The sequence below is a fragment of the Rhodococcus sp. B7740 genome (assembly GCF_000954115.1).
GTDB lineage: Bacteria > Actinomycetota > Actinomycetes > Mycobacteriales > Mycobacteriaceae > Rhodococcoides.
In genome coordinates this window covers 95,937-122,751 of the sequence record NZ_CP010797.1, presented here as the reverse complement: position 1 = coordinate 122,751, position 26,815 = coordinate 95,937, and the positions used below count along the sequence as shown (strand labels likewise).

At 64.3% G+C, this 26,815-nt stretch carries 26 protein-coding genes; 24 read left to right on the top strand and 2 right to left on the bottom strand.

Annotation, left to right across the window (positions count from 1 at the left end):
* The first annotated feature begins 8 nt into the window (after positions 1 to 8).
* The 5 genes from NY08_RS00530 (at position 9) to NY08_RS00510 (ending at position 6,178) form a co-directional block, all read left to right on the top strand.
* A complete protein-coding gene (locus NY08_RS00530; RefSeq protein ID WP_032395041.1) occupies positions 9 to 893 on the top strand; it encodes a tagatose-bisphosphate aldolase in 885 nt (294 codons plus the stop codon).
* An 87-nt stretch (positions 894 to 980) separates the two neighbouring features.
* Positions 981 to 2,060, top strand: coding sequence for an alpha/beta hydrolase (locus NY08_RS00525; RefSeq protein WP_045194295.1), 1,080 nt, complete (start codon positions 981 to 983; stop codon positions 2,058 to 2,060).
* Between the two features lie 68 nt (positions 2,061 to 2,128).
* The gene (locus tag NY08_RS00520) at positions 2,129 to 3,754 is read left to right on the top strand and encodes a long-chain fatty acid--CoA ligase (RefSeq protein WP_045194294.1); all 1,626 of its coding nucleotides are present in this window, start codon (positions 2,129 to 2,131) and stop codon (positions 3,752 to 3,754) included.
* A gap of 100 nt (positions 3,755 to 3,854) precedes the next feature.
* On the top strand, positions 3,855 to 4,232 hold the full coding sequence (locus tag NY08_RS00515) for a hypothetical protein (protein ID WP_045194292.1): 378 nt from the start codon (positions 3,855 to 3,857) through the stop codon (positions 4,230 to 4,232).
* Entirely contained in the window at positions 4,229 to 6,178 is a 1,950-nt protein-coding gene (locus tag NY08_RS00510) for a primary-amine oxidase (protein ID WP_045194291.1), read from the top strand. The genes NY08_RS00515 and NY08_RS00510 overlap by 4 nt, the downstream gene beginning before the upstream one ends.
* Before the next feature lie 46 nt (positions 6,179 to 6,224).
* On the opposite strand, the gene NY08_RS00505 is transcribed toward NY08_RS00510, so the two are convergent.
* Entirely contained in the window at positions 6,225 to 6,995 is a 771-nt protein-coding gene (locus NY08_RS00505) for a GntR family transcriptional regulator (RefSeq protein ID WP_045199458.1), read from the bottom strand.
* A gap of 244 nt (positions 6,996 to 7,239) precedes the next feature.
* On the opposite strand from NY08_RS00505, the gene NY08_RS00500 reads away from it, so the two are divergent.
* Genes NY08_RS00500 through NY08_RS00460 form a run of 9 tightly spaced genes read left to right on the top strand, consistent with a single transcriptional unit; the run spans position 7,240 to position 16,559 of the window.
* A complete protein-coding gene (locus NY08_RS00500; RefSeq protein ID WP_045194289.1) occupies positions 7,240 to 8,004 on the top strand; it encodes an inositol monophosphatase family protein in 765 nt (254 codons plus the stop codon).
* 5 nt (positions 8,005 to 8,009) lie between these two features.
* Complete coding sequence (locus tag NY08_RS00495; protein WP_045199456.1) at positions 8,010 to 8,288, top strand: hypothetical protein; 279 nt, start codon at positions 8,010 to 8,012, stop codon at positions 8,286 to 8,288.
* 1 nt (position 8,289) lies between these two features.
* Complete coding sequence (locus NY08_RS00490) at positions 8,290 to 9,852, top strand: sodium:solute symporter family protein (RefSeq protein WP_045194288.1); 1,563 nt, start codon at positions 8,290 to 8,292, stop codon at positions 9,850 to 9,852.
* A complete protein-coding gene (locus NY08_RS00485) occupies positions 9,852 to 11,120 on the top strand; it encodes a M20 family metallo-hydrolase (protein ID WP_045194286.1) in 1,269 nt (422 codons plus the stop codon). Before NY08_RS00490 ends, NY08_RS00485 begins: the two co-directional genes overlap by 1 nt.
* Before the next feature lie 13 nt (positions 11,121 to 11,133).
* The gene (locus NY08_RS00480) at positions 11,134 to 11,925 is read left to right on the top strand and encodes an SDR family NAD(P)-dependent oxidoreductase (RefSeq protein WP_045194285.1); all 792 of its coding nucleotides are present in this window, start codon (positions 11,134 to 11,136) and stop codon (positions 11,923 to 11,925) included.
* 10 nt (positions 11,926 to 11,935) lie between these two features.
* The gene (locus NY08_RS00475; RefSeq protein WP_045194284.1) at positions 11,936 to 13,345 is read left to right on the top strand and encodes an amidase; all 1,410 of its coding nucleotides are present in this window, start codon (positions 11,936 to 11,938) and stop codon (positions 13,343 to 13,345) included.
* Positions 13,342 to 14,277, top strand: coding sequence for a phosphotransferase family protein (locus tag NY08_RS00470; RefSeq protein ID WP_045194282.1), 936 nt, complete (start codon positions 13,342 to 13,344; stop codon positions 14,275 to 14,277). Before NY08_RS00475 ends, NY08_RS00470 begins: the two co-directional genes overlap by 4 nt.
* A 7-nt stretch (positions 14,278 to 14,284) precedes the next feature.
* Positions 14,285 to 15,229: a choline kinase family protein gene (locus tag NY08_RS00465; RefSeq protein WP_045199454.1), complete on the top strand. Its 945-nt coding sequence runs from the start codon at positions 14,285 to 14,287 to the stop codon at positions 15,227 to 15,229.
* 1 nt (position 15,230) lies between these two features.
* Positions 15,231 to 16,559 carry an aspartate aminotransferase family protein gene (locus NY08_RS00460; protein WP_052683679.1) on the top strand — a complete coding sequence of 443 codons (1,329 nt, stop codon included), beginning with the start codon at positions 15,231 to 15,233 and terminating at the stop codon, positions 16,557 to 16,559.
* A gap of 12 nt (positions 16,560 to 16,571) precedes the next feature.
* On the opposite strand, the gene NY08_RS00455 is transcribed toward NY08_RS00460, so the two are convergent.
* Positions 16,572 to 17,177: a TetR/AcrR family transcriptional regulator gene (locus NY08_RS00455; protein ID WP_045194280.1), complete on the bottom strand. Its 606-nt coding sequence runs from the start codon at positions 17,175 to 17,177 to the stop codon at positions 16,572 to 16,574.
* A gap of 169 nt (positions 17,178 to 17,346) precedes the next feature.
* On the opposite strand from NY08_RS00455, the gene NY08_RS00450 reads away from it, so the two are divergent.
* From NY08_RS00450 to NY08_RS00405, 10 genes are read left to right on the top strand one after another with little or no spacing between them, the layout of a single operon-like run.
* Positions 17,347 to 18,582, top strand: a complete 1,236-nt coding sequence (locus NY08_RS00450) for a sedoheptulose 7-phosphate cyclase (protein ID WP_045194274.1) — start codon at positions 17,347 to 17,349, stop codon at positions 18,580 to 18,582.
* The gene (locus tag NY08_RS00445) at positions 18,579 to 19,616 is read left to right on the top strand and encodes a ketoacyl-ACP synthase III family protein (protein ID WP_032395031.1); all 1,038 of its coding nucleotides are present in this window, start codon (positions 18,579 to 18,581) and stop codon (positions 19,614 to 19,616) included. Before NY08_RS00450 ends, NY08_RS00445 begins: the two co-directional genes overlap by 4 nt.
* 4 nt (positions 19,617 to 19,620) lie before the next feature.
* The gene (locus NY08_RS00440) at positions 19,621 to 20,811 is read left to right on the top strand and encodes an MFS transporter (protein ID WP_045194270.1); all 1,191 of its coding nucleotides are present in this window, start codon (positions 19,621 to 19,623) and stop codon (positions 20,809 to 20,811) included.
* Positions 20,808 to 21,803: a zinc-dependent alcohol dehydrogenase gene (locus tag NY08_RS00435; RefSeq protein ID WP_045194268.1), complete on the top strand. Its 996-nt coding sequence runs from the start codon at positions 20,808 to 20,810 to the stop codon at positions 21,801 to 21,803. The genes NY08_RS00440 and NY08_RS00435 overlap by 4 nt, the downstream gene beginning before the upstream one ends.
* Complete coding sequence (locus NY08_RS00430; RefSeq protein ID WP_045194265.1) at positions 21,796 to 22,614, top strand: SDR family NAD(P)-dependent oxidoreductase; 819 nt, start codon at positions 21,796 to 21,798, stop codon at positions 22,612 to 22,614. The genes NY08_RS00435 and NY08_RS00430 overlap by 8 nt, the downstream gene beginning before the upstream one ends.
* Positions 22,611 to 23,510, top strand: coding sequence for an NADP-dependent oxidoreductase (locus NY08_RS00425; protein ID WP_045194263.1), 900 nt, complete (start codon positions 22,611 to 22,613; stop codon positions 23,508 to 23,510). Before NY08_RS00430 ends, NY08_RS00425 begins: the two co-directional genes overlap by 4 nt.
* Positions 23,507 to 24,304, top strand: coding sequence for a VOC family protein (locus NY08_RS00420; protein ID WP_045194261.1), 798 nt, complete (start codon positions 23,507 to 23,509; stop codon positions 24,302 to 24,304). Before NY08_RS00425 ends, NY08_RS00420 begins: the two co-directional genes overlap by 4 nt.
* Positions 24,301 to 25,188 carry a TIGR03619 family F420-dependent LLM class oxidoreductase gene (locus NY08_RS00415; RefSeq protein WP_045194259.1) on the top strand — a complete coding sequence of 296 codons (888 nt, stop codon included), beginning with the start codon at positions 24,301 to 24,303 and terminating at the stop codon, positions 25,186 to 25,188. Before NY08_RS00420 ends, NY08_RS00415 begins: the two co-directional genes overlap by 4 nt.
* Entirely contained in the window at positions 25,185 to 25,853 is a 669-nt protein-coding gene (locus NY08_RS00410) for an HAD-IA family hydrolase (RefSeq protein WP_045194257.1), read from the top strand. Before NY08_RS00415 ends, NY08_RS00410 begins: the two co-directional genes overlap by 4 nt.
* The gene (locus NY08_RS00405) at positions 25,850 to 26,809 is read left to right on the top strand and encodes an ROK family protein (protein ID WP_045194255.1); all 960 of its coding nucleotides are present in this window, start codon (positions 25,850 to 25,852) and stop codon (positions 26,807 to 26,809) included. Before NY08_RS00410 ends, NY08_RS00405 begins: the two co-directional genes overlap by 4 nt.
* Positions 26,810 to 26,815 lie beyond the last annotated feature (6 nt).

Genomic DNA, 26,815 nt, shown 5'->3' with positions numbered 1-26,815 from the left:
AGAAAACAATGAACGAACTGACCACACTCGAACGTCGCGGAATGGCCGCCATCTCCACCGCCGACGGCAACATGCTCATCGTCGCAGGAGATCAACGCAACGGCATGAAGGCGGTCATGACGGACGCTCCCGACGGGCCCGGTTCGGTCACGTTCGAGCAGCTCGCCGACGCCAAGGCCGATCTGGTTCGCTACCTCGGCAATCACGCCCCGGCGATCCTGCTCGACCCGGAGGTCGCACTGCCCAAGATCGTCGACGAGGGTGTGCTCTCGCGGGGCACCGCGCTGGTGGTCGGCATGGACGCCTCGGGCTTCGAGGAGACCGACGGCCTGCGCTACACCCGGTACGTCGACGGCGTCACCCCGCGCGTCGTACGCGACCTGGGTGGCGATGTCGCCAAGATGCTCTTCTACATGCGTCCCGAACGGCAGGGCGTCGATTCCCGTGTCGCCGAGGAGATTCGCGACCTGGTCAAGGCGTGCTCCGCCGAGGGCCTGCTACTCATCGTCGAAATCCTGACCTACAAGCTCGAGGGCGAATCGGACGAGGACTACAAGGCAGGCTTCGGCAAGATCATCGCCGACTCCACCCGCATCTCGGTCGAATGCGGTGCCAAGGTCCTCAAGCTCCCCTACCCCGGCTCCGCCGAGGCCTGCGCCGCCGTTACCGAAGCGGCACAGGGTGTTCCGTGGGCAGTGCTCTCGGCAGGCGTCGACCACGAGACGTTCATCGAGCAGGTACGCATCGCTGTAGCGAACGGCGCGCGCGGCGCGATGGCCGGCCGGTCACTGTGGAAGGACAGCATGGCCGTCTCCGCCGCGACCCGCGAGGACCTGCTCACCAACCGTGCACTTCCCCGCCTGCGCGAACTGAACGAGGCCGTCGACAACTGATCCGCATTCTTCGACTGCACGTTCTTCGACCGAGTCCGGACGCACCGTCCCGGGCTCGGTCGACGCCGTTCTGGGTAGCGTGAACCCATGACGGACGTTTCGAGACACATCCATATCGTTGCCGCTCCCGGAGTCTTCGCCGATCTCGCGACGGCGGAGGAACTGGCGAACCGGGCTCTAGCTGCTCGTGGCCTGACCGGTGACATCGTCGATGCCGCAACCAGTTCCGACGAGGCGATCGTCGTTCCAGGTGACGGAATCCCGATCGATACGTCGCCGTACAGCAGTGCAGTTCGGGTCGATCTGGGTCAGTGCACTCCGGACAGATCACCGGGCATACGCACTCATATTCGCGGCCGTGGACTCGACGGTCTGCGATTCGCGATCGACAGCGTGTATTTCCACCGCTTCCACCCCGGAACGATCCTGTCCTACGGGGATCACCCGGAACAACGCGTCGAGCTGCGGGTGCCCGAGAGCGACGGTCCGTTCCCTGTCGCCGTGCTGATCCACGGTGGGTATTGGCGTTCGCGATGGGAATTCGATCTGATGGACGCGATGGCCGTCGATCTGACGGCACGTGGCTATGCCACCTGGAACGTCGAATATCGTCGACCCGACGAACACGGCTGGGACACGATGACCGGGGACGTGGCCGCGGCCCTCGCTGCGCTGAACACTGCGCCCGGTGATCTGGACCTGTCTCGAACAGTTCTCTTCGGCCACTCGGCCGGCGGTCAACTCGCGCTGCAGCTTGCGGCCGATTCCGCAGGAAAGCCAGGGACACCCGCTCTCGCAGTGAGTCTGGCCGGGGTACTCGATCTGCGGGTCGGAGACGAGCGGTGGCTCGGCGAAGGGGCAGTGTCGAACGCGATCGGCGCACGATTCGCCGGTGCGCAGGAGACGTACGAGAAATCGTCGCCCATCTCGAGGCTTCCGCTCGGCGTCCCGCAGCTTGTGGTGAGTGCACTCGACGACGACCCCAACCTGCTCGAGATCAGCCGGGCGTACTACGCCGCCGCGTCGGCCGGCCCGGATTCGGTCGCCTCGATCGAAGGACCCGGGGGCCATTTCGCCGTCATCGACCCCGCGTCGGAGATCTTTCAGGACATCGTTCGCGAGGTCGACGCACGAATCCGAGGTACCCGAGACCACGCGTCCGAGTAAGTCCGTATCGTGCATGGTGTGACGCGCAGCACAACGATGTGTATGCCGAGACTTCAGGAGCGAGATCGATGAAGAGCACCATGCAGGACACCCCATTGTCCATCGGCCAGCTGGTTCGATTCGGGACGTCCATTCACTCCTCGGCCGAGATCACCACCTGGACCGACACCGGTCCGACCACGGTGACCTTCGGGGAATTGGGCAGGCGGGCAGCGCAACTGGCGCACGGTCTGCGGTCGATCGGCATCGACGACGATCAGCGCGTCGGAACGTTCATGTGGAACAACGCCCCGCACATGGAGGCCTACATGGCGATTCCCGCGATGGGCGCTGTGCTGCACACACTGAACATTCGGCTCTTTCCCGAGCAGCTCACCTACATCGTCAACCATGCCGAGGACCAGGTCATCATCGCCGACGCAAGTCTGCTCCCCCTGTTGACGCCGTTGCTGCCGACGTTCGAGACCGTGCGGCACCTCATCGTCGTCGGCGTCGACCCGGCACAGGTCACCGCACCAGACAGTATCGAGGTGCTCGGCTACGAGGACCTGCTCGGAGGCAAGCCGGAGGAGTTCGACTGGCCGGAGCTCGACGAACGATCGGCTGCCGCAATGTGTTACACCTCGGGCACCACCGGTGATCCCAAGGGCGTGGTGTACTCGCACCGCTCCATCTACCTGCACTCGATGCAAGCGTGTATGACCGACGCGATGGCGATTGCGCAGTCCGACAAGGTGTTGGCCATCGTGCCGATGTTCCACGCGATGTCCTGGGGCTTGCCGTATGCGGCGCTGATGGTCGGTGCGTCGCTGATCATGCCCGACAGGTTTCTGCAGCCGGCACCGCTGGCGGAGATGATGTCGACGCTGCGTCCGACGGCCGCAGCAGCGGTTCCGACCATCTGGCAGGCCCTGCTCGCTCACCTCGACGAGCACCCGGCCGATCTGTCGAGCCTGCGTGACGTGGTGGTCGGCGGCGCTGCGTGCCCCCCGAGCCTGATGCGGGCGTTCCACGAGAAGTACGGAGTGCACATCTCTCAGGCGTGGGGCATGACCGAAACCTCCCCACTGGGCACCTCGGGCAAGCCCGATGCGGGCCTGTCGCCGGAGGACGAATTCGACTTGCGCTGTACGCAAGGCAGATTCGTCGCCGGAGTCCGGGCGCGACTCGTCGACGATGCAGGCACGGTGTTGCCATGGGACGGTGCGACCGTCGGGGAACTCGAAGTGCGTGGCCCGTGGATCACCGGCAGCTACTACCGCGCCGACGCCGACGACAAGTTCGACGACGGTTGGCTGCGCACCGGTGACGTGGGAACGATCTCCGAGGGCGGGTACCTGCGCCTGACCGATCGCTCCAAGGACATCATCAAGTCCGGTGGCGAATGGATCTCCTCGGTCGAGCTCGAGAACCAGGTGATGGGACATCCGGCCGTGCGGGAGGCCGCGGTCATCGGCGTGCCTGACCCGAAGTGGGACGAGCGGCCCTTGGTAGCCGTCGTCGTTCGCGAGGGGGCATCGGTCACTGCCGAGGAACTCAAGGAATTCCTCGACAGCCGAGTGGCGCACTGGCAGCTGCCGGAGCGGTGGACATTCATCGACGAGGTCCCGAAAACCAGTGTCGGCAAATACGACAAGAAGAGGCTGCGGAGCTCCCATGCCGCCGGTGCGTTGGAGGTCATCGAGCTGGTCTGATCCGTTCGGTGAGTTACACGTTCCTCACGCGAACTGCGAATACCAGTAATGGTCTACCCCTAACGTCGTAACGGACAGCGACGGCGGGAAGTGGCGAACTGTGTTGATCAACCGTTGTGCAGCAGCACTTGCGGTGATCTCGGCCGTTCTCCACCTGAGGATGGGGATCGGCAGCGCGATCGGTGTTGTGGTCGCCGCCATGGCCGTGGTGTGCCTGCTGTGTGCTGCCGATCTGTGGCGGTCGAACAACAATCGCCCGTGGGTGGTCATGGCGGCGGTGAGCGCCGTGATGCTGCTTGCGCATGCCTCCGGTCCGACAGGACATCATCAGGCCGTTGTTGTCGGCGGTGTCAGCGACGTGTCGGCGGCCTCGATCGTCGCGGTGCTCGAACTCGTGCTCGCCACCGTCGTCGTGTTCCTTCGCACGCGCCGCATTCCGCCAGAACTTCTCCACTACCCACTGCAGGAGCCACGATGACCGATACCTTTGCGCCCGTTGTAGTTCATCCCCTCGCACCGCTGAGCCCGCAGGAGATTTCGAGGACGTCGGCGATAGTCGTTCGCGAGCGGAACCTGACCTCCGCTGCACGCTTCGTCTACATCGAACTGCTGGAGCCGACGAAAACGGAGCTGCAGCAATCGAATACGGACCGTCGAGCATTCGTCGTCCTGCGTGACCGTGACGCCCATGCCACTTTCGAGGCAGTTGTCTCGCTCACCCACGACGCCCTGATCAGCTACACCGAGATCTTCGACGCCCAGCCGCCCATCACGCTGGAGGAATTCCTTCGCTGCGAGGATGTCATCAAGGCCGACCCGCGCTGGCAGGCGGCGATGACTGCACGCGGCGTCACCGACTTCTCGCTGGCAATGGTGGACAAGTGGGCCAGCGGCCACACCATGGAGGGCGACAACCCCGGCGGTCGACGCCTCGCCCGGCCACTGACGTTCGTACGAAGCGAAGCGCAGGAGAACGGCTACGCGCGGCCCGTCGAGAACCTCGTCGTGACGGTCGATATGGACACGATGGAGGTCGTCGACGTCGCAGACACCGGCGTCGTCCCCATCCCACACACGCCAGGCAACTACCTACCCGGATTCTACGAACGTCCCGGCAACGTCCCGGAGTTCGCGCAGCAGCGGGCATCGATGAAGAAGATCGAGATCACTCAACCCGACGGTCCGTCGTTCACGGTGGACGGCCATTACGTCGAGTGGGCGAATTGGCGCTTGCGCGTTGGCTTCACGCCGCGGGAGGGTCTCGTGCTGCACGATGTCGGATACGTCGATCGGGGAACTCTACGCCCGGTCATCCATCGAGCATCCCTGTCGGAGATGTATGTACCCTACGGCGATCCGGGTGACAGCCAGTGGAACAAGAACGTGTTCGACGAGGGCGAGTACGGGCTCGGCGTTCTCGCCAATTCGCTTCAGCTGGGCTGTGATTGCCTCGGCGAGATCCACTACTTCGACGCGTACGTCAACGATCAGGACGGTCAGCCGATCGAACTTCCGAATGCGATCTGCATGCACGAGGAGGACTACAGCATCGGTTGGAAACACACCGACTTTCGCGACAACGTAGGCCAGGTCCGACGCAACCGTCGTCTCGTCGTCTCGTTCTTCGCCACCGTGGGCAATTACGACTACGGCTTCTACTGGCATCTGTATCTCGACGGGTCCATCGAGTTCGAGATCAAGCTGACCGGCATCATCTCCACCGGTGCCATCGAGCCGGGCACGGTCCCCGAGTTCGGGACCCTCGTCGCGCCCGGTCTCTACGGACCGCATCATCAACACTTCTTCAGTGTTCGTCTGGACATGAACGTGGATGGGGCACGCAACAACCTCTACGAGCTCGAAGCCGAGGCCGTCCCCGCCGGGCCGGACAATCCCCACGGCAACGCCTGGCGTCAGACCAAACGACAGCTCACCCGCGAATCAGAAGCGCAACGCGTCGCCGATCCACTCCGGGCTCGTTCCTGGTTGATTGCCAACGCGGACAAGAAGAACAAGCTCGGTGGGCACATCGGGTACAAGATCGAGCCGTCCGGTGCGGTCGCTCTGCCTCTGGCACAGCCAGGTTCGCAGCAGGCGCGCCGAGGCGGGTTCGCCACCAAGCACCTGTGGGCGACGCCGTACGCAGAACGGGAGCGCTATGCGGCCGGTGAGTACGTGGCCCAGAATCCGGGACCCGACGGGCTGGTGAAGTACACGAGCGGTGACCGTTCCCTCGAGAACGCCGACCTGGTCATCTGGCCCACGATCGCCGCACACCATGTGGTGCGCCCCGAGGATTGGCCGGTGATGCCGGTCAGTCATGTGAGTCTGCACCTCAAGCCCACCGGGTTCTTCGACGGCAATCCGATGCTGGATCTGGCACCGGACACGCCGAAGCCCGCCGCGCATTGCTGCAACGAGTAATTGTCCGCGTCCAGGCCCGGGGACCGCGGTCTCCGGGCCTACGCGTCTAGGTCGCAGTCTCGGTGACCGAGGCACTCACCAGCGACGAGGTGCGCACACTCAATCGCGTTCGATCGGCTCGGAACAGGTCGACGGAATATTCGACGGGTCGTTCGGACTGGTCGTATCCGATGCGTTCGAGTTTCAGGATGGGTGTTCCCTCGGGTTGGCGGAGCAGCGAGCCCGCGGGCGCACTGATCGTCGCCAGTTCGATGGATTCGTCTGCCATACACACCGATACGCCGAGCCGGGTACGCAGAGCCTCGTACACCGAGTCCAACGGAGTCTCCAGAACTCGGCCACAGATGCTGTCGCTGAGATACATCTGCTCCAGCGACAGCGTGTCACCGTCGGCGAAGCGCAGGCGCAGCAGCGATACCACCGGTCCGTCTCCCAGGACCTGCGCCGCCTCCGGGCTCGGCTCGGCGATGCGCGCCGAGATGACTTTGGTCCCGTCTCGAAATCCCTGCTCGTGCAGCATCTGTGGGACGCCCTTGACGGTGTTGAGGCTTCGGAGCAGTCGCCGGCTCTGACAGAGGGACTGCGCACTTTCTGGAGACGACGAACCAGGTGTCACCGAGGTCAGGAAGGCACCGCCTGCCCTGCCCTTCGTCCGTCGGATGACACCGTCGCGTTCGAGGAGATCCAGCGCTTTGCGCAGTGTCGTCCGCGACGTGCCGAGCCGCTCGGCCAGTTCGCGTTCGGGAGGCAACCGGGCAACGGAGCGCGATTCGAGCTCGGCCGCCAGCCGAAGAAGCGCCGCGTGCGTCTGTTCCATCAACAGCACCGGACCACCTCGATTTCTCCTGGAATGACTGCAGTGTCCATTCAATCTTCAATCAGGCCCGCGCAACACCCCTCGACCTGGGCATTAACGCACGATTAACACGGCGGGTGTCCTATGACCCGCAACCAGGTCATGCGTTACACGACGTTCACGTATCGACGAGAAAACCAGAAATGGTCTACGCCCATCGTTGCATCTACCCGAGAACGCAACATCTACCGAAGGGTGCAACACAGTGGAGGATTCCAGGTCGGCACGCGCCGCTCTCGGCGTGGAGCTCGCCCGCTCGGCGGGCGAGATCGCTCGTCGCTGGTTCGACACCTCAGGCCTCACCGTCGAGCAGAAACAGGACGGTTCCCCTGTTACACAGGCGGATCGCGATATCGAGACGCACATCAGAGCCGGCGTCGCCGAGCACTTCCCCACCGACGGCTTTCTCGGAGAGGAGTTCGGTGAAACCGACGGCACCTCCGACTACCGCTGGATCGTCGACCCGATCGACGGCACCAAATCGTTCGTGCACGGAGTTCCTCTGTACGCCAACCTGATTGCGATCGAGGAAGGCGACGAGATCGTCTTCGGTGCCATCAACCTACCCAGCGTCGACATCCTCATGCACGCCGAGCGCGGCAAAGGGTGCTGGAAAAATGGTGAGCAGGTGCATGTTTCGAGCAGGACCGATCTCGACGGTGCCTACGTGATGGCAACCTGGCTCGAGGACTGGCACCCGGATACCATCGTCGACCTCCACGCCACGGGTGCCGTACTACGCACCTGGGGCGACGCCTACGGCTACATGATGGTCGCGAGCGGCCAGGCCGATGCCGTGGTCGACTACACGACGCAGATCTACGATCTTGCCCCCATGCCGGTGATCATCGAGGAAGCCGGCGGCACCTTCACCTCGCTCGACGGAGCGCGAGACTTCGACAAAGGCAACGGGATTGCGACCAACGGCGTAATTCACGACTCGGTTCTCAAAATAGTCAACCAAGGATGACGCACATGAAAGAGTACATTCGCGGCCTGAGCCGAAAGAGCATCATGACGTTCTTCGGCGGTACCTACGCTCTCGCTCTGCTCTTCGCACTGTTCCCACCGCTCTACATGTGGGGCAGCGGAATTCGCTACGAAATCCTCGGTATCCCGTTCGCCATCATGTACTGGCTGATCAACGGGGTCGTGCTCGGACTGACCCTGTGGGGCCTCTACATCGTCGAGGACATCCGAGGCGAACTCGACGAGGACCTCCTCCCCGCTACCGCACCGCTGACTGGAGAATGACATGTTGATCATGCTGGGAATGCTCGGCGTCTTCTACGCCGTCGTCATCTTCATTCTGTACACCACCCAACAGAAGACCTCCCCGACGTTCGACGAGTACTCGGTGGGTGGTCGCAGCTACGGCCCCTGGTACGTCGCGATGAGCTACGTCAACTCGTGGTGGCCGGGCTCGGTATTCATCGCGTTCTTCGGACTCGCCAGCGGCGCAGGCGTATTCGGTATGTACGGCCTCGCCTACTCCAGCCTCGGTGTCGCCATGATGTACTTCATGGCCACCCGCGCCTGGCGATGGGGAGCGAAGTACAACCTCCGCTCACAGCCCGACCTGCTCGGCCTGCGCTTCAACTCGCGCGGCACCAAGATCGTCGCCAGCGTCATCGGTATCGTCTCGCTCTTCCCCTGGGTGGTGCTCGGTATGCAGGCACTCGGCGAGGTCTTCCAGATCGCCAGTGCCGGAGCATGGTCGGTCACCACGTGCCTGTTCGTCGGCCTGGCCGTCATCGTCATCCGTCAGTACTGGACCGTCAAGATGGGCATGCGCGGGTTGATCATGACCGACATGTTCCAAGGCATCGTCGCGTATGTCTTCTCCGCGGCACTGTGCCTGATCCTCCTCTCCGGTGTCGCCGGCGGCCCGATCAGCTTCTCGACTCTGGGAGACGTGGCCGACCAGTATCTCCGCGTCCCCGGCGACGGCGACTCCTACGGCCCGTTCTACCTCTTCGCCCTCATCTTCACCGGTGTCGTCGGATCCCTCTGCTGGCCGACGAGTTTTCAGCGGATCTACACCGCATCCAGCGTCCGGGCAGTCAAGTCCGGCACCATCCGCACCGTGCTGATCTCCGGCGTCTTCTACTCACTGCTCATGCTCGTCGGTATCGCAGGCACGGTCATTCGCGCCGTCGCCGATTCACCGCAGACCGGCTGGTTCACCATTGCCGAGAGCTACGGTGGGACGTGGCTTCTGGGACTCGCCGCCACCATGGTGTTCGCCGCATCCATGGGCCACATCGACGGCAGCGTGCAGGTCTGCGGACTGCAGATCGCCAACGACATCGTCAACTCCGACAAGCGCAAACTCTCCGACAGCCAGCTCACCAAGGTGGCCAAGACGAGCATGCTCGCGTTCATGGCAGCGGCGGCCATCGTCGCCTACGCCACCTTCAACATGACGCGTCTGCAACTCCTCGCGCAGATCTCGTACCAAGGCGTTGTGCAGCTTGCCATTCCGCTGTTCCTCGGCATCTTCTGGCGAGGCGGCAACGGTAAGGGCGCAGTCGCCGGAATGATCTCCGGCTTCACCGTCGCCCTGGTGCTCACCGTGATCTTCCCCGACGACATCGTCGGACTGGGCAGCCTCACCGGTGGAGTCGTCGGCATGGCCGTCAACCTGGCCGTCTTCCTCATCGTCTCCAAGGTCACCGGAATCACGGCCGAGGAGAAGGCACGCGTCGACGAGATGTTCGCGGTCGGCAAGCGTCCTACCCGCACAGCACCGGTCGACCTGTCCTTCGAGGACCGGATCGACGAACTCGCTGCCAACCCCGCACCGGAGAAGATCTAGTGACTTTTCTCGACGATTTCGCCGCGATGTCGCAGTTCGGTGCCACCGCCGCCGGCGGCGTGCACCGCGAGGCAGCGACCGCGGACGACGGTCGAACCAGGCGGTTCCTTGCCGACTGGTTCGACCGGCACGGCTTCACCACCACCGTCGACGCGGTGGGAAACATGTACGGCACCGTCGAGTTGGTTCCCGGCGCTCCGTACGTCCTCGTCGGCTCGCATCTCGACAGTCAGCCGACGGCCGGAAAGTACGACGGGGCCTACGGGGTCCTCGCCGCGGCACACGCCGCGTACGAGGTCTCGAAATGCGTCGAACGGGGCTCGGTCGCTCCACAATTCAACCTCGCGGTGGTGAACTGGTTCAACGAGGAAGGGTCCCGTTTCTCGCCCAGCCTCATGGGAAGCGGGGTCTTCATCGGCAAGTTCGACGCCGAGAACATCCTGAAGGTCACCGATCGCAATGGCGTCAGCGTGCGGGATGCTCTGTCCGATATCGGATTCCACGGCAACGACGATGCACCCGAGGCCGCGTCCTACGCCGAAATCCACATCGAACAGGGCCCCATTCTCGCGGACACGGGCACGACGATCGGCATCGTCACCGCCAACTGGGCCGCACGGAAGTACTTGATCACCGTTCACGGTGAGCAGTCGCACACCGGAGCAACTCATATGGCCCAGCGTCACGACGCGTTGGTCGGCGCATCGCGCATCGTGCTCGCCACCCGCGAACTCACCACGCAGTTCCCGCAGGAGGCGCTGCTGGCCTCGGTCGGCGAGTTCGATGTCGAACCCAACTCCCCCATCGTCGTGCCGTCGAAGGTCACCATGGCCATCGACATCCGGTCCTCCGATCCCGACGTTCTCGAGCAGGCCCACGAGAAGCTCCTTGCAGCAATCGATTCCGTCAACACCGACGGGGAGGTGCGGGTCAGCGTCGACACCTCGGCGCTACGGCCGTCCACGAGCTACCAGATCGACGGCGTCGAACTGGCGGAGGAGGCAGCCGAGGCACTCGGATTGTCGTCCCGACGGATGCTCACGATGGCCGGCCACGACTCGGTGAACCTCAAGGACGTCGTCCCGACGGTGATGCTGTTCGTCCCCAGCGTCGACGGAATCTCGCACAGCGAGAAAGAACTGACCCACGACAGCGACCTGCTCGACGGCGTGAAAATGCTCGCCGAGACGGTCGCGCGCATGGTCCGCGGCGATATCGGAGTCGGCCGATCTTCCGAACTCGCCGGCACCAGCCGCACTCGAGCATAGAAAGCAGAGCCAGATGATCGATTTGAGCGGCAAGACTGCAATGGTCACAGGCGGGTCCCGCGGCATCGGACGAGCAGTCGCGACCACTTTGGCGGCGGCCGGCGCGCACGTGGTGATCGCCGACCGCAGCGATGCACTCCGCACCGACGGCGCATCGACATCGAATCTGATCTGCGCTGCGGGAGGCACCGCCGAGTCCGTCCTGCTGGACATCTCCGATTCCCGGCAGGTCGACGCGGTCTTCGCGGACGTCGCGGGCCGATCGGGCATCGACATCCTCGTCAACAACGCCGGAGTGCTCAGTGCCGGAACGGTCCTCGACACGACCGACGATGCGTGGCGGTCACTTTTCGCAGTGAACGTGGACAGGACGTTCTTCTGCACCCGAGCGGCGATACGGCACATGGTCGACGCCGGGCGGGGCGGCAAGGTCGTCAACGTCGCATCGATCAGCGGCCTGCGGGCCAATCCAGGATTTGCCGGGTATTGCGCGGCGAAGGGAGCGATGGTCAACTTCACTCGGCAGGTCGGCATCGACTATGCACCGATGGGAATCAACGTCGACGGCGTTGCGCCCGGCTTCGTCGAGACCGACATGACCGCGATCTACGACGCGTCCATCCGCGCTGCTCTGGAGGGGCAGACGCCCAACGGCAAGTGGGCAGATCCGCAGCACATCGCCGACACCGTGCTGTTCCTGGCCTCGTCGCTCTCGGACCACATCTGCGGAGAGATCGTGGCCGTGGACGGCGGCTGGCTCGTCGGCACTCCGGTCATACCGGCGGTAACCGCGGTATCGGCATGAAAGGCACGCGATGAATCCCCTGTTGACCAAAACCGTCGCCGAGATACGTGCGGCATTCGGCACCGGTGAGCTCACTCCCGTGCAGTTGCTCGACGCCACGCTGGAACATCTGTCGGCGACCGACCCCGTGATCAATGCGATGGCGTACGTGGACGAGTCGGGTGCCCGTGCAGCCGCGGCGGCCGCGACCGACCGACTCGTATCCGGCCGTGCCCGAGGAGGCCTGGACGGGATTCCGGTGACGATCAAGGACAGCGTCCATGCGATCGGGATGCCGTGGCGGCACGGCGTCGCCGCGAATGCGGACCTGCCGATGTCCACGGTCGACGCGCCGCCGGCCGCCCGGCTGAAGGAAGCGGGTGCCGTCATCGTCGGCAAGACCACGATGCCGGACATGGGGATGATGGCAGCCGGCGTCAGCTCGCTGTACGGAATCACCCGTAATCCTTGGGACCCTTCGCGCAACACCGGTGGATCCAGTGCCGGTGCAGGTGCGTCGCTGGCGTCGGGCATCGGGTTCGGTTCTGTCGGTTCCGATATCGCCGGGTCGGTGCGGTTGCCTGCGGGACACTGCGGGCTCGTTGCATTGAAGCCGACGCAGGGCCGCATTCCGCACACTGCTCCGTCGACCATGCGATCGGCCGGTCCGATGGCGCGCACCGTCGACGATCTCATCGACCTCTACGGCGTTGTCTCGAGGCCCGATCCACGCGACACGTGGAGTCTGCCGTACGAGGACACCAACGAGATACACGCGGTTCTCGCTCCTGCCGGGCTTCGCATCGGCGTCATGCTCGACATGGGCTACGGTCCCACCGTTTCCGACGACGTACAGGCCGTGGTGCGTTCTGCCGCAATGCAACTGAGTGCAGCGGGTGCCGTGGTCACCGACATGCCGCCGATCTTCGGCGTGGATCCGTACCCGGCGTTGGATCGCCTGTTCCAGGTTCGTGCGCGCACGGAGTGGGAGGCCATTCCCGAGAGTCGTCGATCGCAGGTACTGCCCGCGGTCGCGGATTGGGCCTCGGAGGCGGCGGAGTATTCGGCCGCTCAGTTCACGCGAGATACCGATGCGGTGATGCGCTCGCAGGAGTCTGTTCGGGCGCAGACGTCCGAATTCGACTTCGTCATTTCTCCGGTCGTTCCCACAGTGGGCTTCGGTGCCGAGGAAGTCGGGCTCGACCCGGCACAACCGTTGGGCCACTGCAGTTTCACCGCATGGTTCAACCAGACCGCGCAACCGGCCTCGGCGCTCTGTTTCGGCTTCGCCGGACACATGCCTGTCGGGATACAGGTCGTCGGACCTCGGTTCGCCGACCAGGCGGTGCTGAGGCTGACGAAATGGCTCGAAGGTGCACGCGGATACGAGATGAACTGGCCGACGGCTGTGGCCGCTGACAAGATCGGAGTGCTGGGATGACTGTGCGGCAGACACTGAGCGAGTTGGGTATCTGGGCAACGGGTGACCTGACGTTGGACCCAGGTACCACCATGGCGAGCCCCAGTTGGTGGGGCGCGGACTCCGAGCGGTACTCGGCGCGGGCCGAGGTTGCGGACTCCGGCGCGGGCTCGGCCGCATACGTGAAAGTGACGGAACCGCACGCTCGCGACTACATCGATGTCGCAGCGACGTTCTCGGCGGCGACCGCGGCCGGCGACGCGGGCATCGGACCGAAAGTCTTCTTCTCCGACGCAGCCTCCGGTGTGCTGGTGATGGAGGACTTCACCGGACGGTGTTCGACCGCAACGCTCGATCTGTTCGACGAGGACGCGAATGTGGAGAAGCTGGTGGCGCTGCGGACATCCGTTCACCGGCTCAGCGGAATCACCAGACGTGCGTCGGTGTTCGAGGACCTGGCGCACGTGATCGGTTTGGTCGAGAAGGTCGGGGGGTTGTTCCCGGCCGACTTCGATTGGATGCTGCGGACTCTCGCGCCTGCTCGAGTCCGCATCGACGGTGCCGGGTTCGACGCGGTCCCCTGCCACGGCGACGGCAACGTCTCCAATGTCCTGATGCTCGACGACGGCGGTATGCGGCTCGTGGACTGGGACGTTGCGGCGCTGATGGATCCGTTGCAGGACATCGGTGCCTTGCTCGCGGAGATCCGTCCGTTCGACACCGACGCACGCGAGGTGTTCGAGATGATGTGGGGATCGTTCGACAGTGCGCTGTTCGATCGCGCCCGTATATACGGCATCGCCGACTCCCTGCGGTGGGCCCTCATCGGCTCGTATGCCGACGCGATGAGGCCAGGCACGCAGGAGTATTCGAAGTTCTCCGACTGGCAGTTCCTGAGAGCGCGGGCTGGATTGCGCGACCCCCATTTCGACGACCGAGTACGGAATATCTGAGGTGGCCATGAACGAGATCGCACTGGGATCTGCCCGAACCGAGCCCGAACGGCAGGTGGAGAAGGCTCTGGCCGCTGTTGCGGAGTGGGAGGGCCTGAACATCACCTACGCTCCGGTACCCGGAGGGTTGATGAACAGCAATTGGCGCATCACCGTCGAAGGGAAACCCAAGCGCTACTTCATGAAACTCCCCGGCGCCGGGACGGATTCGTTCATCGACCGGTCACTGGCCAACGAAGCCGCTCGCCGGGCAGGCGCTCTGGACATCGGGCCGGAGGTGGTGCTGTTCGATCCGGTGACCGGAGTGGAGGTGATCGAATTCCTGGAAGGCTACCGGGCGTGCACCAACGGCGACCTCAAGCGTCCCGAGATCCCGATGGGCATGATCGATGTGTATCGCGTGCTTCATTCGGGAAGCAAGCTCAGCATCACGAAGACGATCTTCGACATGATCGACGAACACCTCGATCAGGTTGCCGAACTCGGTGTGCGGTTGCCGCGCGACGCAGAGCTGATCCTCGCCGAGTACGGGCAGGCGAAGAACGCGATGATGGCGTCCGGCCTGGATCTGGTCGCATGTCACAACGACCCGATGCCAGGAAACATCCTCATCGGCGACGGCCTGCCGATGAAACTGGTGGACTACGAGTTCGCATCCAACAACGACCGCGCCTACGAGCTCGCCGTCATGATCACCGAGATGTTCTACGGCGAGCAGCAGACGATGGAATTGATCGAGGAGTTCTACGGCAAGGCCGAGTGGTCGATGATCTCTCGCGTGCAGGTGTGCAGCGCGCTCGCGGACGTGAAGTGGGGCCTGTGGGGTTGCATGAACCACAAGCTCAGCACCGCATGGGATTTCGACTACCACAAGTACGGAACCTGGAAGCTCGCCCGCGCGAGGATGAAGATGGCGGATCCGCGTTGGGCGTTCTGGCTGCAGGGGTTGTGAGGTGACCACTCTCGATCGCGTCGGAGCCCTGAGCGTCAACGGATTCGATGCATCCTCGACCGTGGGACTCAGCACTCGCACGCTCGATCTGGTCGAACGCCGGAGGCGCGTCCTCGGGCCCGCCTACCACCTGATGTACGAGTCTCCGCTCGAGCTGGTCCGCGGAGAGGGTGCGTACGTCTACGACGCCGACGGCACTCGATACCTCGACATGTACAACAACGTCGCCAGCGTGGGGCATTGCCATCCCCGGGTTGTCGACGCCGTCACCCGGCAGATGTCGAGGATCAACACGCACACGCGGTACCTGCACGAGGCCGTGATCGGCTACGCAGAAGATCTGGTCGGCACTTTCCCGGAAAACCTGAGCACGGCGATGTTCACGTGTACCGGGTCCGAGGCGAACGACCTCGCTCTCCGGATCGCACGGCACGCGACCGGCCGTCAGGGCATCATCGTCACCGAAAGCGCATATCACGGTGGAACCGTAGATGTGGCGGCGTGTTCGCCGTCGATGGGTCCGGCGTCCGTCCGCGACGCGGAGTGGGTGCGGACGGTTCCGGCACCGGATGCGTACCGGGTGGACGGCGATCCGGGCACGTGGTTCGCCGAGAAGGTGCAGGCACAGATCGACGACTTGGTCTGCAGTGGTGTCGGTTTCGCTGCGCTGATGGTCGATTCGATCTTCGCCTCCGACGGGATCTTGCCGGAGCCGACACCGTTCCTGAAGCCTGCAGCGGACGTCGTTCACGCCGCAGGTGGGCTGTTGATCGCCGACGAGGTGCAGCCGGGATTCGGCCGCCTTGGCGCCTCGATGTGGGGCTTCGAGCGGCACGGCTTGCTGCCCGACATCGTGACGATGGGCAAACCGATGGGTAACGGGATGCCCATTGCCGGACTGGTCATGCAGAGTTCGTTGGCCGAGTCGTTCGGACGAGACCTGCGCTACTTCAACACCTTCGGTGGCAATCCGGTGACCGTTGCTGCGGCGCAAGCAGTTCTCGACGTGATCCGCGACGAGGAATTGGTCGCCAACTCCGCCTCGATGGGTTCGCGCATGCTGACGGGCCTGCGAGGACTTGCCCCTGGTATCGATTCCATCGGTGACATCCGTGGTGCGGGGTTGTTCGTCGGAGTCGAATTCATCGGCCCGGTAGGTGAACCGGATCCGGCCGAGGCATTGCGCGTGGTCAACGCGATGAAGGAACGCGGGGTGTTGATCTCGGCCACCGGCTTGTACGGAAACACATTGAAGATCAGACCGCCGTTGACCATCGAGTCAGGAGACGTCGACCTGTTCCTGGACATGTTTGCGGCGGTCGTGGCCTGATACGAATGTCTGTCAGGCGTCGGTCGGGCCCAGCGACGCCAAGGTTCTGTCGGCCACTCGTTCGAGTTGACCCCGCGTTGCGCCGTCCCGGGCGCGCTGGGACATGCCCTGAATGATCACACCGATCAATTCCGCTATGTCGACGGGCTCCCATGACGGGGGCAGGATGCCGTCGGCGATGTTCTCCGAAATGCGCTCCGACAGCAGCGCGACGTTGGCATTGCGCATGTCCCGCAACCGATCTGCTATCCCTTTGTTGGCGTCGGTGACGCCGACGGCCGAGCTGATGATCAGACAGCCCCCCGGACACGAATCGTCGGTGTAGTGCACAGCCGCGTCGTACAGCAGCCGTGAGATGAGCTTGGCGGCCTGCGGCTCCTCGGCGAACGCCCGGGCCATGAAGTCCCCGCGCGTAGCGAGGTAGCGGTCCACCGCTGCGAAGAACAGCCCCTCCTTGCCGCCGAATGCACTGTAGAGACTGGGCGGGTTGATGCCCATGGCACCGGTCAGCATCGACACCGAGGTGCCCTCGTACCCGTGCTCCCAGAAGGCGAACATCGCCTTGTCCAGCGCAGAGTCGACATCGAACTTGCGCCCCTGCCCTCGCACGCCGGCCATAGGCCCTCCTGTGTCACATCGCAACAGTTCTATTCAGCTGTGATCTACTCTACTCCTGTAGCGATCACTAAGCGAATCCCTTACGCTTCTGCAAGAACTTCGGTTCGGCGCCGCACGGAAGAGAGCGAATACAGCCCGAGAGTGCATATCACCGTCCAGGGGGATCGAAATGCGTAGTGCCGCTTCATTCAAACTCGGACTCAGTCACAGCGCAGACACCGACTCGGCGTGGAAGGTCGAGGCGGTGAAGCAGGTCGAGTACCACGTCATCGCCGCACGGAACCTGTTCGAGACGGAAAACGCCCAGCTGTTGAAAGGCTGCAGCGCAGCACCGCTGACCCGGGGAGACAGACGCCTCGTCGTGATCGACTCCAATGTCGATCGCATCCACGGCGACCGCATCAGGAGATACTTCGAGCACCACGGGGTGGCCGCATCGTTCGTGCCGATGCGCGCCGACGAAACGGTGAAGGAATGGAGCTCGGTCATCCGCGTCGTCGACGCGATGAACGGATTCGGTATCGACCGACGACGCGAGCCGGTCATCGCCGTCGGCGGTGGCGTGCTGCTCGACGTCGTCGGATTCGCCGCGAGTGTCTATCGGCGCGGCACTCCGTACATCAGAATTCCCACCACCTTGATCGGTCTCGTCGACGCCGGAGTGGGCGTCAAGACGGGTGTCAACTACGGCATGGGCAAGAACCGCCTCGGAACGTACGCCCCCGCCATCGCCACCTACGTGGACCGCTCATTCCTGCGCACCCTCGACGACCGACACCTGTCCAACGGTCTCGCCGAGATCCTGAAGATGGCGTTGATCAAGTCGGTCGACCTGTTCGAGCTGCTCGAAACCTACGGTCAATGCCTGATCGCCGACAATTTTCAAGGTACGTCCAGCGAACTCGACACTGCTGCAACGCAGGTCATTGCCGAATCGATCCACCTCATGCTCGAGGAGCTTCAACCCAACCTGTGGGAGTCCTGCCTCGAACGATGCGTGGACTACGGCCACACGTTCTCGCCCACACTCGAGATGGAGGCTCTGCCCGCTCTGCTGCACGGCGAGGCCGTCAGCATCGACATGGCGCTCACCTCAGCGCTGGGTTTCCTGCGCGGAAGCCTCAGCAGAGAGGATCTGGACCGAATTCTCACGGTGATGAAACGGCTCGGCCTCCCCGTCTGGAACGACGTGTTGTCCACCGCAGGCGTGCTCGACGCCGCACTCGCAGACACCGTCCGCCATCGAGACGGACGTCAGCGACTGCCGCTGCCCGTCGGTATCGGCGGACACCATTTCGCCAACGATGTGACCAACGAGGAGATCGCGTCCGCGCTGACTCTTCTCGCGCGCAAGAACACCGGGCTGGCCAACGGTGAAGTCTCGGTGACGAAGGTCGCGTCATGAAGTGGGACAGCCTGTACATCGAGGGCTTCGGGTCCTATCTACCCGAAAGCCGAGTGCAGGCGGCCGATATGGTCGCGGCGGGGCGATTCGACTCGGTCGAGCACCAGAAGACCGGGCAGACGTCGGTCGCGGTCTCGAATCCCGACCTCGGCGAGTCCGCGCCGGACATGGCCGTCCTCGCGGGCCGAGCCGCGTTGCAGGACAGCGGAATCAACACTGACGAGATCGATCTTCTGGTACACGCTGTCGTTCTGCACAACGGTCTGGAGGCCTGGAACTGCGGTGCGTACATCCAGAACGAACTCGGCATCGACGACTGTCTGCCCATCGAGATCCGCACCGCATGTGCCGGCGCGATCGTGGGCATGGAGATGATCGGTCGTTGGTTCGACGGACGCGGCAAGGGATTGGTGACCGCGTCCGACGCATGGCGAATGCCACTGTTCGACCGGTGGAAGTCCGACAGCGGACTCGTCTACGGCGACGGTGCGGCCGCCGCCGTCGTCGGCCCCGATCTCGGCCCGTTCCGCATCCTGTCGACATCCGTGGTCAGCGATGCGCACCTCGAACAGATGCACCGCGGCTTCGACAGCCTGGACATGCCGGTCTACGACACCGACGGGCCCATCGACCTGAGAGCACGCGTCGCGGGCTTCACCGCGACGCACTCCATCGACGAGTTCTGGTCCCGCAACGCAGCGGCTCTGTCCCGTTGTGCCGAAACGGCACTGGGTGACTCGGCGACCCATCACGGCGAGATCGGCAGGTGGATCGTCCCGAACTTCGGCAACGTTCTGCTGCGCAAGCAGTGTTTCGAGCCTCTCAAGATCAAGCCCGACCAGACGCTGGTCGAACTCGGGCGCGAGATCGGCCACACCGGCGCTGCCGACCCGTTGCTCGGCCTCGACCTGCTCCGGCACACCGAAACCCTGCAGCCCGGTGACCGAATCATGCTCACCGGCATCGGCGTCGGGTTCACCTGGGGATGCGCAGTCGTCGAGTACACCGGCCACGACAACACCACGAAGGGATAGACCAATGGTCACCGAGACACGTCACGAAGCGCCCGCGGTCAACGCGAACGCGGCCATCATCTGGATGCTGCTCGCAGTGTTCGGGGTGGGGACCGTCGAATACCTCGTCGCCGGAGTTCTACAGGACATCTCCTCCGATGTCGGTGTGAGTGATTCGACTGCGGGCCTGCTGATCACGATCTACGCCGTCACGGTGGTCATCGGCGGCCCCCTTCTCACCATCGCCACCACCAAAGTCCCTCGCACCCCGCTCATCGCCGCTTTGATGGCCTTGTTCGTCATCGGCAACATCGGCACCGCGCTGGCCCCGAACTTCGCGACCCTCGTGGTCTTCCGAATCATCACCGCGCTCCCCCACGCGACGTTCTTCGCACTGTGCCTGGTGTTGGCAACATCGCTGGTGGAACCGGAATTTCAGGGCCGCGTCATCGCACGCGTGACGCTGGGGCTCAACCTCGCCACCGTCCTCGGAGTTCCGTTGGGGACGCTGATCGGCTCGCAGCTCGGTTGGCGTTGGTCGTTCGCCATCGTCGCGCTCTTCCAATTGTTGGTCACCGCCGCCTTGATCGCCTCGACCCGACGAGCAGCACCGTCGCATCAGACCGGCAGTGTCACTTCGGAACTGAGCGTGTTCACCCGCGGACCGGTGTTGTGGGCAATCGGTCTCACGGCGCTGAGCCAGGCCGCGCTGTTCGTGGTGTTCACCTACATCGCGCCCTACCTGACCGATCACGCCGGCATCTCCGCATCGACCGTCACCATCGTGCTGTTCGTCTTCGGCGTCGGCTCGGTGGTCGGCAACCAGCTCGGCGGATACTTCGCAGACAAAGCACTGAACAAAACGCTGTACACGGCGCTGACGGCACTCGCGGGCGCACTCGTCGTCCTGTTCCTCTTCGGCGGCACAGCATGGTTCGCGTTCGCGTGGATGTTCGTTCTCGGTGCCGCGGGCTTCTCGATCATCCCGCCACTGGCCTCGAAGTTGATCGGCGCGGCCAGTGAAGCGCCCCACCTCGCGGCCACCGTCAACATCGCCGGGTTCCAACTCGCCAACGCAGCGGGTGCCTGGATCGGTTCCATCGCCCTGTCGGGAGGCAGCAGCGTCTCGGTCCTGCCTGCCATCGGAGCGGTCCTCGCCGTCGGCGCGGTGGTGCTGCTGTTCGTCAGTCGTCGCGCGTCACAGGTGGCCGCATGAGAGCCGCGGTGATCGACGCGCCGCATTCCGTTTCGATCGTCGAGCTCGACGCACCGGTCTGCGGTCCGGACGACGTCGTGGTCGCTGTCTCGTACGTCGGGCTGTGCGGTACGGATCTGGAACTGTTGCACGGCACGTCCTCGTACCTGACCGACGGGAAGACGTCCTTTCCGCACCACTTCGGCCACGAGTGGGTCGGCGTGGTCGAACGGACGGGCAGCGGCGTCCGCGATCTCGATGCCGGTGACGCGGTCACCGGAAGCACCATGCTCTTCTGTCAGTCCTGCACGGCCTGCGGATCGGGTAAACGAAACCAGTGTTCGGATCTTCGCGAGGTCGGCCTCTACGAACACGGCGGGGCTGCAGCACAATTCCTCGTCATGCCGCGGCGCGCCGTGGTCTCGCTGGGACGGGTGACAGCCGAACCCGAACATGTCCTCATCGAACCGCTGGTGACCGTACTCGAAGCTGTCGACGCGGCATCGGTGTCGCCGGGCGATCGGGTCCTCGTCGTCGGGGCGGGAACCATCGGCAGTCTCGCCGTGGCCATGCTCTCCCGCTACCCCGTCACCGTCGACATTCTCGAACCACGATGCATCGAGCACCTCGACCCAAGCGCGGTGGCTCGGACCTTCACCGAGGCCGACGCTCTGACCGGGCCCTACGACATCGTCGTGGAGGCATCGGGCGGCGTCGGCGCACTGAGCACCGCAATCGGGGTTCTGCGCCCCGGTGGAAAGTGCATTCTCGTCGGCGTGGCTGCGCACTGCGAGTCCATCGACCCCGGAGCGGTTGCGCTGGCGGGTATCTCGATCATCGGGATTCGTCACGGTGTCGATCACTATCGCCGTGCTGCGGCGCTCTTCCCGCTCATTCGTCCCGCCCTGGCGGCGCTCATCGACAGCGTGGTCCCGTTGTCCGACGCCAAGGCGGCCTTCGATCGTCTCGAAAGCCACAGGACACGCCCGAAGGTGGTGATCGCAGTTGAGTAGACCCGGCTACACCGTTGTCACCGGTGCCAGTAGCGGAATCGGACGCGCGATCGCCGTGGCCCTCGCACGCGAGGGACACAACCTGATCCTCGGATACGGCAACGGCACCGACCGAGTCAGTCGACTGATCGACGATATTCGAGCGTCGTATCCCGTCGACGCGACTGCGCTCCAGCTCGATCTGCGCGACGCGCGGGCCACGGTCGCCGCAGTCGAGGGCGCGATCGGCACGTTCGGCGAGATCCGATGCCTTGTCAACAACGCCGGCGTCAACGACCGGTCCTCGGCCGACGGTCTCGATGTCCAACGGATCGAGGATGTCCTGGCGATCAACACCGTCACGCCACTTACGTTGGCATCGGCTGTCGGTCGTCGCATGATCTCGGACGGCATCGCGGGCTCGATCGTCAACATCACCTCGGTTCACGATTCGGTGCCCATCACCGGCGGCGCGATCTACTGCGCCAGCAAGGCAGCGTTGGCTGCGTCGGGGAAGGTACTCGCGCTCGAGTTCGCGCGGCACGGTGTTCGCGTCAATTCGGTGGCTCCCGGGGAGACAGCAACCGCGATGAACGGAGTTGTCGACGAATCCGCATACGCGGATATTTCGAGGCCGGCCATTCCCCTCGGCAGGCCCGCCGGGGTGAACGAGGTTGCCGCAGCCGCAGTCTTTCTCGCCGGACCGGCATCGAGTTACCTCACCGGTACCACCATCACCGTCGACGGCGGCCTCGTGCTGACCGCAGCGGAGGAAAACGCACGGTACGCGGGCGAGTTGGTGCCCGCAGCCGAACGAGAGGAGATCGCATGAAGGCCGTTGTCATCACCGCCAAAGGTGAACCCGAAGTACTGACTGTCGCCGACGTGGACGAACCCGTCGCCGGACCGGGAGACATCACGGTGTCGGTGGCTGCGGCCGCCGTCAATCCGGTCGACCTCAAGACCCGCTCGGGATTTCTACCGATCGAACTGACGTACCCCGCGGTCCTCGGTTGGGATGTGTCGGGCACCGTCGTCGCCGTCGGACAGTCGGTGACTCGATTTGCACCGGGCGACACCGTGATCGGGATGGTTGCGCAGCCGGCACATCGTTTCGGTACCTATGCCGAGCGTGTGGTCGCCGACGAATCTCTGTTCGCACACGCGCCCACCGGCGTCGGCCTGGCGCATGCGGCAGCGATCCCGCTCGCATCTCTCACCGCCGTGCAGCAACTCGACAAGATTACCCTCGCAGCGCACTCGACAGTCTTGGTGACTGGGGCTGCGGGCGCGGTGGGACGCATCGCGTCGGCGATTCTGATCGGCCGCGGCCACCGAGTGGACGCCCTCGCGCGAGAGTCCGACACCGAAGATCTGCTCGCGCTCGGCGCACGCCGAGTGTTCGCGAAACCCGTCGACCTGCAGGCCGGTGAGTACGACGCCGTCGTCGACACCGCAGGCGTGGTCGAGACCATCGACTCCGTGCGCGACGGCGGCGCGTACGTCTCGATCGAGGACGGCGACCAACCACAACCACAACGCGGGATCACCCCGGGCAAGAGCTATGTGAACGAGGACGGACCGGGACTGGCGGAGATCTCCGCGCTCGTCTCGGCGGGCACGCTCACTGTCCCCGTTGCCCGCGAATTCGGATTCGACGAGGCCTCGCAGGCGCATGCGCTCCTTGCAGCCGGTGGAACCCGAGGAAAGGTACTGCTGATCCCATGACCACGACCGAAAGAATCGAAACATCGCTCACTACAATAGGTATCACCGTCCCGGACGCCCACCAGGCCGCTGACTTCGTCGCGTCGCTCGTCGGCGCGACTGCCACCGACGGTGCCTCGGTGCCGGTCTCGGGCAGCGTCACCGTCGAGTTCACGTCATCGGCTTCGGCCGAACAGACCCCGCCGCGAATAGTCGATGTGGGAACCAATCACCTGTGCTTCACCGTCGGAGACATCGATGCTGCAGCGGGTTACCTCGATGAACAGCAGGATGTTTCGTTGCTCGGCGATGTGATCACCGTCCCCAAGGGTCCGATTGCCGGCAACAAGTGGATCTACTTCAGATCGCCGTGGGGCACGTTGTTCGAGCTGCAGCAGTGGCCCGAGACCCCGGGCTACTTCGGCCACACCGACGCCCGGCTGCATCATCGACGTGACGATATCCCCTCGGCGCTGCTGCCGACCTGCCGAGGGCTCGACCATTCCGGGTACAGCGTGGCGGATCTCGATGCGACCATCGCGCAGCTGGTGGCCTCGCACTCCGCAACCGAGGTACTGCGCACCGAGATCGAAGCAGACCGCGGTTTCATGCGAGCGCAATTCGATCTCGATGTGGAAGGTACTTCCAGGATGGCAATGGTCTCGGTCGGTGAGCTCAATGTGGAACTGTTCGAGCATCACATCGGACGCAAGCACGGTGCCCGGCCGCTGACGGCCAACGGTGGCAATTTCCTCACCCTGCCCACCAGTGATCGGAACACCGGCGCACGTCGACTGTTTCCGGGTGCGCTGTGAAGTACGGACTCAATCTGCCGAACTTCGGGCCACAGATCGATCCGGACGGGCTCCTCGGGTGGGCACGCACTGCCGAATCGGCCGGATTCGACAACATCCTGCTCTCGGATCACGTGGTACTGACCGACGATGCGAATCGCCGCTCCCCCGCGCCGTTCTACGAATGCCTGACGACGCTGTCGTGGCTTGCCGGGCAGACCGACTCGATCCGTCTCGGTAGCGGAGTGCTGATCGGAAGCCATCGCCATCCGGCATACCTCGCGCATGCCACCGCAACGATCGACCGGCTCAGCGCCGGACGACTCATCGTCGGAGTCGGCGTGGGTTGGACGGCGCAAGCGTTCGACGTTCTGGGTGTTCCGTTCCACCGCCGGGGCAGGCTGACCGACACCACACTCGACACCCTGGCAGCCGCCTGGGCGTCGGAGACCTACGAATCCCCCGGTGCCAGCGGCACATCCCGCCGTATCCACGGTGGACCGATGCCGGTGCAGTCGCCACATCCGCCGCTGTGGATCGGTGGCAACGGCCCGGCTGCGATCGACCGGACCAATACCCGCGGCACCGGTTGGCATCCATTGCACCCGTCGAGACAACTGTGCATCGCAGGATCGCGAGCCCTGCACGAGGACAAGGAGTTCGTCCCGAGAATCTACTTTCTGCCCACCGACACTCCGGTGCAGTCGCCCAATCGTCCTCTCGGGTACGGGACCGTGGATCAGATCCGTACCGACATCGGATTTCTCAGCGAATTGGGTGCCGGCACCGTGGTTCTCGATACCGACCCGGGCGACCAACGACTACGCCGCTCCACCGCAGACGATCTCGAGCTCGTCAGCTACGCAGGCGACGCCTTGGGGATGCGAGCGGAGGCTACGGTATGAGTCTGCAGCCCGGCCCGCTTCGCGGATCCATCACGGCAGCTGCATTCCTGTTCGACATGGACGGCACACTCGTCGATTCCCACGAGTCGATCGAGGCGGTGTGGTTCGAGTTCGCCGAACGCCACGGCGTCGACAAGGCCGTGATGGCCAAGGCCCTGCCGGGGCGACTGGCCGCCGACATCGTTCTGCGTGTACTCGGCCCCACTGCAGACCTCCGTGCCGCGCTCCGATGGATTCGAGAACGCGAACACCAGAACCTGGTGCCGGTTCGGCCCATCGCCGGTGCGGAGAAGTTTCTCGACGCGGTGCCACCGGACCGATGGGCGGTGGTGACGTCAGCGTCGCGTTCGATGATGGTGCGACGCCTCACCGCGGCCGGACTTCCGACGCCGCGTGTTGCCGTGTGCGCCGAGGACGTCGCCGTCGGCAAGCCTGATCCCGAGGGATTTCAGTATGCCGCAGAGCAATTGGGTGTGGCGATCGAGTCGTGCATCGTTTTCGAGGATGCCGACGCCGGGATTGCCGCAGCTCATGCCGCCGGCGCGCGGTGCATCGCGATCGGCAACGAGTCCGGTCCACAGGTTGCCCGCGTACACGACTTCGAATCGATGCGGGTGGCGGTAAGCGACGGCGGTCTGGTGATCGACGTGGACGGGGTGACGTGAGCACCACCGTCTCGGTCGATCTCGGCGGGACGTGGTTGCGCATCCGACACGGCGATGCCACCGAGCGGCTACCGTCTCCCAGCTCGATCAGGCAGCCCGGCACACCGTCCGACGAGCTGTTGGAGCAACTGGTCGATACCCTCGATCTCCATGTTCCACAGGGTGCCGCGGCCAACATTTCGTGTGGCGCTGCGCTCGACGAGCAGAACGGTGTTGCCCTCGGTTCCGGGCCCCTGTGGGGAGGCGCGCCGACCGGTGAGATTCCCCTGCTCGACGTCCTGACCTCTCGACGCCCCGATGTGCGATGGCGGCTCGTCAACGACGTGACGGCTGGGCTGGCGTCGTTCGCACTCGGGTTCGCTCGACCTACCGACCGTCACATCGCCTACCTCACGATCAGCAGCGGAATCGCCGCGCGCACTGCAGTTCTCACCGACAGAACCATCCCGGTCGACCACCGAGGTCTACAGGGTGAGATCGGCCATCTGCGGGCAACGAGTTCAGCCCCGGAGGCAGTGCGGACGTTGCCCTGCGCATGCGGCGGCATCGGGCACGTTTCGTCCATCTCGTCCGGCCCCGGAGTAGAGGCGGTCGCGGAGGTACTCGGCATTGGCTACGACGTCGATACCTTCGCGGCGTCGCTTACGGCCGGACACGCAGACGCGGCCAGGTTGCTACGGATTGTGGTGGAACCGATCGCCGAACTGATCAGGACCATGATCACCCTCGACCCGCGCTTGGACCGAATCGGCATCGGCGGTGGCGTCGCGGAGGGACTGTGCGAATTCTACGGACGTGAGCTCGAGGAACAACTCGCGGAGACACGCTCGTACGCCGACTCCCTCACCTCGGAGCGTGTCGCCGAGATCATCCACCTCTGCAGGCCCGGCGACATCGACACTCTGGCCGGAGCCGACGCCATAGCCGACGGCTATCTGCGCGCCACCAAGATCTGAAAGAGG